The organism is uncultured Rikenella sp., from assembly GCF_948810725.1.
Lineage (GTDB): Bacteria > Bacteroidota > Bacteroidia > Bacteroidales > Rikenellaceae > Rikenella.
This window is the reverse complement of record NZ_CAQIVA010000070.1, coordinates 1-6,364: the sequence shown is the minus strand read 5'-3', so window position 1 is coordinate 6,364 and position 6,364 is coordinate 1. Positions and strand designations below refer to the sequence as shown.

The following is a 6,364-nucleotide window of genomic DNA, read 5'->3' as shown; positions in this document are numbered from 1 at the left end:
CCCCACGTCCCGTGGACGGGAAATGCTTACGCATTTCCACTGGCAGCCTCTACCCTCGTTCTTTGTCCGCGCGCCTTGGGAAATCTTGTCAAAACGTGCAAGCACATTTTGGCGATTTCCCTCTTAAGGCGAGGTGCGCGATTGGTTTGAGGGTACTGTTCTCTTTGTTCACAAAGAGAACCAGAAAACCGACGCTGCCAGCGAGAGCAATGCAAACGTAGTTTGCAAATTGCCGAGCGGCGAGGAGGAAGGCGAAGCCAAACTTTAGACGGATGCTGACGCATCCTCCCGCTGCCGGCGGCTCAACTTTCGGTTGAAGGGATGTTCGTTGCCGGTGAGGCAAAACGAATAATTAAAATACGTAATTAAACGGGATTTGTTTCAACGGTTGGAGTCGGGGGCGATAATTTCGCTTGCAAGGTCTCTAACGATAGGCAGTGCTCGACTTGAAAACCGCCGCTGCGGGTCCGGCGCAGGCCGGTGAGGTGGGCGCCGCTCGATAACTTACGCCCAAGGTCGCGGGCGAAGGCGCGGATATAGGTGCCTTTGCTGCACAAGATGCGCACGGTGAGGCGCGGTGAGGTCGGCAGTTCGCACGTCTCGAGGCGGGTCGAGTAGATGTTTATCACGGCCCGGCGCATGTTCACCTCTTCGCCTTCGCGGGCGTATTCGTAGGCGCGACGCCCTTCCAATTTCTTGGCGGAGTAGACGGGGGGCTCTTGTTCCTGTTCGCCGATGAAGCCGGCCAATATGCGCTCGACGTCTGCCCGGGTGATGTGTGCCCAGGGGTAGCGGGTGTCTACGGGGTGTTCGAGGTCGTAGCTGGGGGTGGTGGCGCCGAGTTCGATCTCGGCGAGGTACTCTTTCTCTTCGGCCTGGAGGGTGTCGACTTGTTTGGTGGCGCGGCCGACGCAGATCAACAGAACGCCGGTGGCCAAGGGGTCGAGGGTGCCGGCGTGGCCGACTTTGATTTTGCGGTGCCCCAAACGGCGCATCAGGGTGCGCACTTTCCGAACGACGTCGGTGGAGGTCCATCCCAGCGGTTTGTCGATGGGGAGGACGAGCCCTTCTTCGAAGGGGTAGTCGGGGCGAAGGTGGGGGGATAAATGGTCGGTCATGGAGCGATTAGCCGAGAATGAGGGCGGTGGTGCCGGCCACGCCGCAGTAGAGGGCGAACCACCACAGTTTCCCGCGGCTGACGATGCGGATCATGGCTTTGCAGGCGAAGAGGCCGGAGAGGTAGGCGGCCAGAAATCCGGCGGCTAGGGCATAGCCGGAGATGCCGGAGGCGGCGGGGGAGAATTCGCCTTTCAGGAGTTCCAGAAAGGCTTCGCCGAGGATCGGGACGAGTACCATCAGGAAGGAGAACTTGGCGAGTTGGCTTTTGTCGTCGCCGAGGAGCATGCCGGTGGCGATGGTGGAGCCGGAGCGCGATATGCCGGGAATCACGGCGACGGATTGGGCCAGGCCGATAAGAAAGGCGTCTTTGGCGGTCACGGGATGTTGCTGTTTCGGTCTGATCAGGTGGGTCAGCAGGAGCAGTCCCGCGGTTACGAGGAGCATGCTGCCGACGAACCGCACGCCGCTCCCGAAGAGGGCTTCGACGTGGTCTTTCAGAAAGAGGCCGACGATCAGAATGGGGAGCATGGAGATGAGGAGCTTCAGCAGGTAGCGCGATTCGGGGGTGGAGCGGAGGGTGAGCCCGCGCCGCAGGAGGTGCAGGATCTCGCTCCAGAAGACGGTGATGGTGGCCAGTACGGTCGCGGCGTGGACGAGGATGGCGAAGGTGGTGTTGTCGACGGAGGTGCCGAGGAGGCGGCTCAAAAGAACGAGGTGCCCGGAGGAGCTGACGGGCAAAAATTCGGTCAGGCCTTGGAGCAGACCGAGCAGAATGGCGTCTAGGGTGCTCATGGGTTACGACTGGCTTTGGGGGGTGGTGTTTTCGGTTTCGTTCGATTTTTTGCTCTTGGGCCGGTACATGATGGCGTAGATCTCGAACAGAAAACCGGCGAGCAGCAGCAGGGGGGCGAGGTACAGCCGACGGAAGTTGAACATGTCGTGGTTGAATTCGGTGGCGGGGTTGTCGCTGGCGCCGCCGCTCAGGAGGATGAAGCCCAGAATGATGGCGCCGATGCCGGCGAGCATGAGGAGGTAGTTTCTGCGTCCGAAGGGCATCGGGGTGGTGGGCTGGGCTCGGTGGCCGGTGGTCTGTTTTTTCATATCGTGTGGTGTCTGGTTCTAATTCTGTGTGGGTTCTATGCGGGTTCTTGTGGGTTCTATGCGGGGCGGGCTGCGCGGCGCTGCGGGTCGCAAGAGTACGGCCTTTTTGCTATGAGGTTCATTCTCGCACTCAGTTCAAGCGGGTCGAAGCCTGCGGGGGTTGGGGTAGAGGCTGGCATTAAAAGACGCTGTGCGTCCCTCCGCGGTCGGAGGCTTCGGCCCGCGCGACTCTTTAGGGTCGCAAGAGCAGTGCCTCGTTCACCGCCCAGTCTGTCGAGTTCGGCCTGTCGCCCACCCCCCGAGGCGCTTTGCGCCTGGGCGACAAGGCCGGCGGTTCGAAGAACCGCGCTACTCGCTCTTGGCCCAAAGCACCGCCCCAATTCTCCGCCCCGTGTCAGCCTCACTGCGGCTCCGCTAACGCTCCGCCGCATTTTTCGCGCGCCTGCGCGATTCATCTATATTCGGCTAACCGCCGAAATAGCTGAATCGCTCCTTTAGGCGGCAGCGCGCAGATGCTTTGAATAATTAAAGGCCGCCCGCCGTGGCGCGTTCGCGTCCGCCGGGCGGGCGCGCCCATAGGGCGTTTTACTGGCAGCCTCTACCCCAACAACTAACGGCAGCCTCAGCCCATCCTGCTGTCTGTGCGCTGCTGGTTATGCAGGCTGCCGGCGGCCCGTCAGTCGGTGCGGCGGACGAAACGGTTGACGGCCAGGGCAGTAAAGGTAGTGCAAATCGTTACGCCGACCAAAATCATGCCGCTGAACAACAGGGCCAGGGTCGAACGGTCGGTCGAGAGGCGGATGTCGGGCATCACTTCCGACAGGCCGTCGGCGAAGAGGTAGAGCAGCAGGGAGGACAAAACGCCTGCGACGACGCCCTGGGTAAAGCTGCGCCACACGAAAGGACGGCGGATGAAGGCGGTGGTGGCGCCGACGAGTTTCATGGTGGCGATGGCTTGACGACGGGCGGCTACGGCGAGGCGAAGGGTGTTCGAAATCAGCATGATGGCGACGGCAAGCAGGAAAATTCCCAAACCTAGCAGGATGTAGTTCAGGCGGTTGAGGTTGCGGGTCACGGCGTCGATGATCTTCTGCTGGTAGGCGACCTCTTCGACGCCGTTCCAGGTGGTGCACTCCCGTTCGAGGGCTGTGAGGTCGGAGGGGTCGGTGTGCCCGGCGTTCAGGGTTAGTTCGTAGGAGGCGGGCAGGGGGTTCTCGCCCAAAAATTCGACGAAGTCGGCGCCGATGTAGGCCTGAAAGTCTTGGGCGGCTTCGTCGGCGGAGAGGTAGCGCCACGAGGCGATGGCGGGGTGGAGCCCCATCCGGCGCTCGATGGCGGCGCGCTGGGTGTGGGTCACGGTGTCGGAGAGCATGAGCGAAAAGCGCAGCTCGCTCCGCACGGCCGAGGTCGAGGAGTAGGCGTTCAGCAGGATGTAGCCTACGGCGCCTAAGAGCAGCAGCACGAGGGTGACGCTGACGGTGGCGATGGTGTAGTCGGCTTTCAGGCCGTTAGGATGGTGTGCCATCGGTATCTGGAGTGGTTGGTTGGGGTTGGCGTTTCCGGAGGAGTGTCCCGACGAGCAGGCCGAGGGTGCCGAAAAGCAAGATGGCGGAGCAGGTGCGGGTGATTTCGACGAGCAGGTCGAAGTGCGGGGCGGCGAAACGGAACTCGAGGGTGTGTTCGCCGGCGGGTATCCGGATGGCGCGAAGGACGTAGTCGGCCCGAAGGTACGGGGCGCGTTCGCCGTCGATGATGGCGGTCCAGCCTTTCGGGTAGTAGATCTCGGAGAGGACGGCTAAGCCGTCCCGCGACGAGCGGGTGCGGTAGGTCTGCCGGTTGGTGCGGTATTCGGTCAGGGTGATGGTGGCGGTCGAGTCGGCGGCGAGGTCTTCGGGGGTCAGCCCTTCGAGTTGAGGGGCGAAGCGGCGGTCTACTATGGCGGTGGTACGGGGGTCGAAGCCGCTCAGGGCGGCGATCTCGGCGTCGGGGGTGTCGACCCAATGGATGGTGTCGACGAACCAGGCGCTTCCGCAGGCGTAGGGGTTCTGCTGGACGGTCGCCCGGCCTTCCTGGTCGGGGACGATGAAGTATTTGGTGTTCAGCATGTCGTAGACGGCCATGTTCTGACGGCTGAGGTGGCGTTCGATGAGGTCTTGGTAACGCCGGAGCTTGGCGGCGTGGTAGCCGCCGACGGAGCGGTGGTGGTAGGAGGTGGTGGCGTCGGTGAAGGGGTCGAGGGTGAAGTTGGCGACGCGGTAGTCGGTGGTGTCTTGTAGGATCAGCCGGTCGGCGTCGGTGGTCGGAATGTTCAGGGCTTCGCGGCGGGGACGGAAATCGGAGGCGGAGACGTACCGTTTGTCGACGGGGAAGAGGTCGAAGAGGATGATTCCGCAGAGGCCGGCGATGAACCAGCTGCGACGGATTTTGCGGCGGACACAGAGCCATACGAGGCCGGCGGTCAGCGCTACGAAGAGGAGCGACCGGAAGGCGTCGGCGCGCATCAGGGTGGCGCGTTCGTCGCGCATGGCGGCCAATATGGGCTCGGGAAGTCCCATCGATTCGTCGTTGGGCCCGGCGAAGCTGCTGAGCATGGGGCCGAAGAGGCCGATCAACAGGCACAGGCCGCCGGTGATGAGCAGTGACCATTTCCAGCCGTTCTGAAGCCGGGCGTTGTCGGTTTCGTCGCGGTTCCACAGCCGGGCAAGGCCGAGTATGGCTAGCAGGGGCACGGCCCACTCGACGATCACGAGGATCATGGAGACGGTGCGGAATTTATTGTACATGGGGAGGTAGTCCAGAAAGAGGTCGGTGAACCACATCATGTGGCGGCCCCAGGCGAGGAAGATGGCCAGCAGGGAGACGGCGGCGATCCACCATTTTTCGCGTCTGCGGAGGACGAACATCCCGAAGAGGGCCAGAAAAACGAGGCTGGCGCCTAGGTAAACGGGGCCTTCGGTGGAGGGCTGGGGGCCCCAGTAGGAGGGCAGGTTGCGCTCGAAGCCGCGGGGGACGTCGTATTGCCGAAGGGCTTGGGCGACTTCGCCGTCGGCCTGAAAATCACGCCCTCCTCCATATAAATTGGGAACGAGCAGGTCGAGGGTCTCTATCTTCCCGTAGCTCCAGGCGGTGATGTAGTCGCGGTCGAGGCCGCCGGTGCGGTTGGCTTGGTCGGTGGGGTTGGGGTCGGTGAGTTCGCTCCGGCCGCGGGTGGTCTCGGGGGTGTGCTGGGCGACGTAGTAGAGCTGGACGAGGTTGGCGCCGAGGGCCAGCACGGCGGCTAAGGCCAAAACTGCGGTGGTCTTGCCGAACCGGGCGAGGGCTTTGGCTTTATAGGCGGCTATGAATTCGTTGATGACGAGGGCCAGCAGAACGAAGAGAAAGTAGTAGGTGATCTGGGGGTGGCTGGTCGATATCTCGACGGCGGCGAAGAGGCCGGCCAGAGAGGCGCCTAACCATCGGTGTCGTCGGTAGGCGTACCATACGCTTCCGACCATCGGTGCGACCCAGGCGAGGGCCATCATTTTCGTGATGTGTCCGGCGCCGATGATGATGACGAAGTAGGACGAAAGGCCGTAGCCGAGGCCGCCGGCGATCGAGAGCCAGGGGTCGACGCCGAATAACAGCAGCATCAGATAAAAGCCGGCCATGGCGACGAACAGCCACCCGGCGGGCTGGCCGAGAAAGTAGAAGCGGTCGGCGGTCTTTTTGACCCAGCGGCCGTCGTAGTTCATGTCGATCAGGTAGGAGGGCATGCCGCTGAAGTTACGGCCGGCCCACTGGGGGTGTTCGTCGTAGCGGTCGATGTGTTGCCGGATGTCGCTGGTGGCGCCGTTGAACATGATCATGTCGGTCTGGCGCAGGGCTTTCCCGTTGTACTGGGGGGCGAAAAAGAGGGCGGAAACGCTGGCGAACAGCACTAACGCAAGCATATGGGGCAGGGCGTGCCGGAAAAAACGAACGAGGCGATGGGGCATGGCTGTCGAAATTTTGGGCCTAAATATACGCTTTTATTCGCACTCCTGTTCTTTCCCCATGGCGGAAGCGTGATTTTGGACGGAGGTTGCCGCGTTGGTTAGGGCCGTCGGCAGTTTGAGGATGCGAAGCATCCGTCTAAAGTTTTTCTGGTTCTCTTTGTTCACAAAGA

5 protein-coding genes are annotated in these 6,364 nt (G+C 62.2%); all 5 read right to left on the bottom strand.

Annotation, left to right across the window (positions count from 1 at the left end):
- Positions 1–365: 365 nt before the first annotated feature.
- The 5 genes from truB to Q9S52_RS10220 all read right to left on the bottom strand — a co-directional run bounded on the left by truB (position 366) and on the right by Q9S52_RS10220 (position 6,194).
- Positions 366–1,118 carry a tRNA pseudouridine(55) synthase TruB gene (truB, locus tag Q9S52_RS10240; protein WP_304709041.1) on the bottom strand — a complete coding sequence of 251 codons (753 nt, stop codon included), beginning with the start codon at positions 1,116–1,118 and terminating at the stop codon, positions 366–368.
- 7 nt (positions 1,119–1,125) lie between these two features.
- Positions 1,126–1,911: an undecaprenyl-diphosphate phosphatase gene (locus tag Q9S52_RS10235; RefSeq protein WP_304709040.1), complete on the bottom strand. Its 786-nt coding sequence runs from the start codon at positions 1,909–1,911 to the stop codon at positions 1,126–1,128.
- Positions 1,912–1,914: 3 nt separating this feature from the next.
- Complete coding sequence (locus tag Q9S52_RS10230) at positions 1,915–2,220, bottom strand: DUF3098 domain-containing protein (RefSeq protein WP_304709039.1); 306 nt, start codon at positions 2,218–2,220, stop codon at positions 1,915–1,917.
- A 676-nt stretch (positions 2,221–2,896) separates the two neighbouring features.
- Positions 2,897–3,745, bottom strand: coding sequence for an ABC transporter permease (locus tag Q9S52_RS10225; RefSeq protein WP_304709038.1), 849 nt, complete (start codon positions 3,743–3,745; stop codon positions 2,897–2,899).
- Complete coding sequence (locus tag Q9S52_RS10220; RefSeq protein ID WP_304709037.1) at positions 3,729–6,194, bottom strand: YfhO family protein; 2,466 nt, start codon at positions 6,192–6,194, stop codon at positions 3,729–3,731. The genes Q9S52_RS10225 and Q9S52_RS10220 overlap by 17 nt, the downstream gene beginning before the upstream one ends.
- Positions 6,195–6,364: the final 170 nt, after the last annotated feature.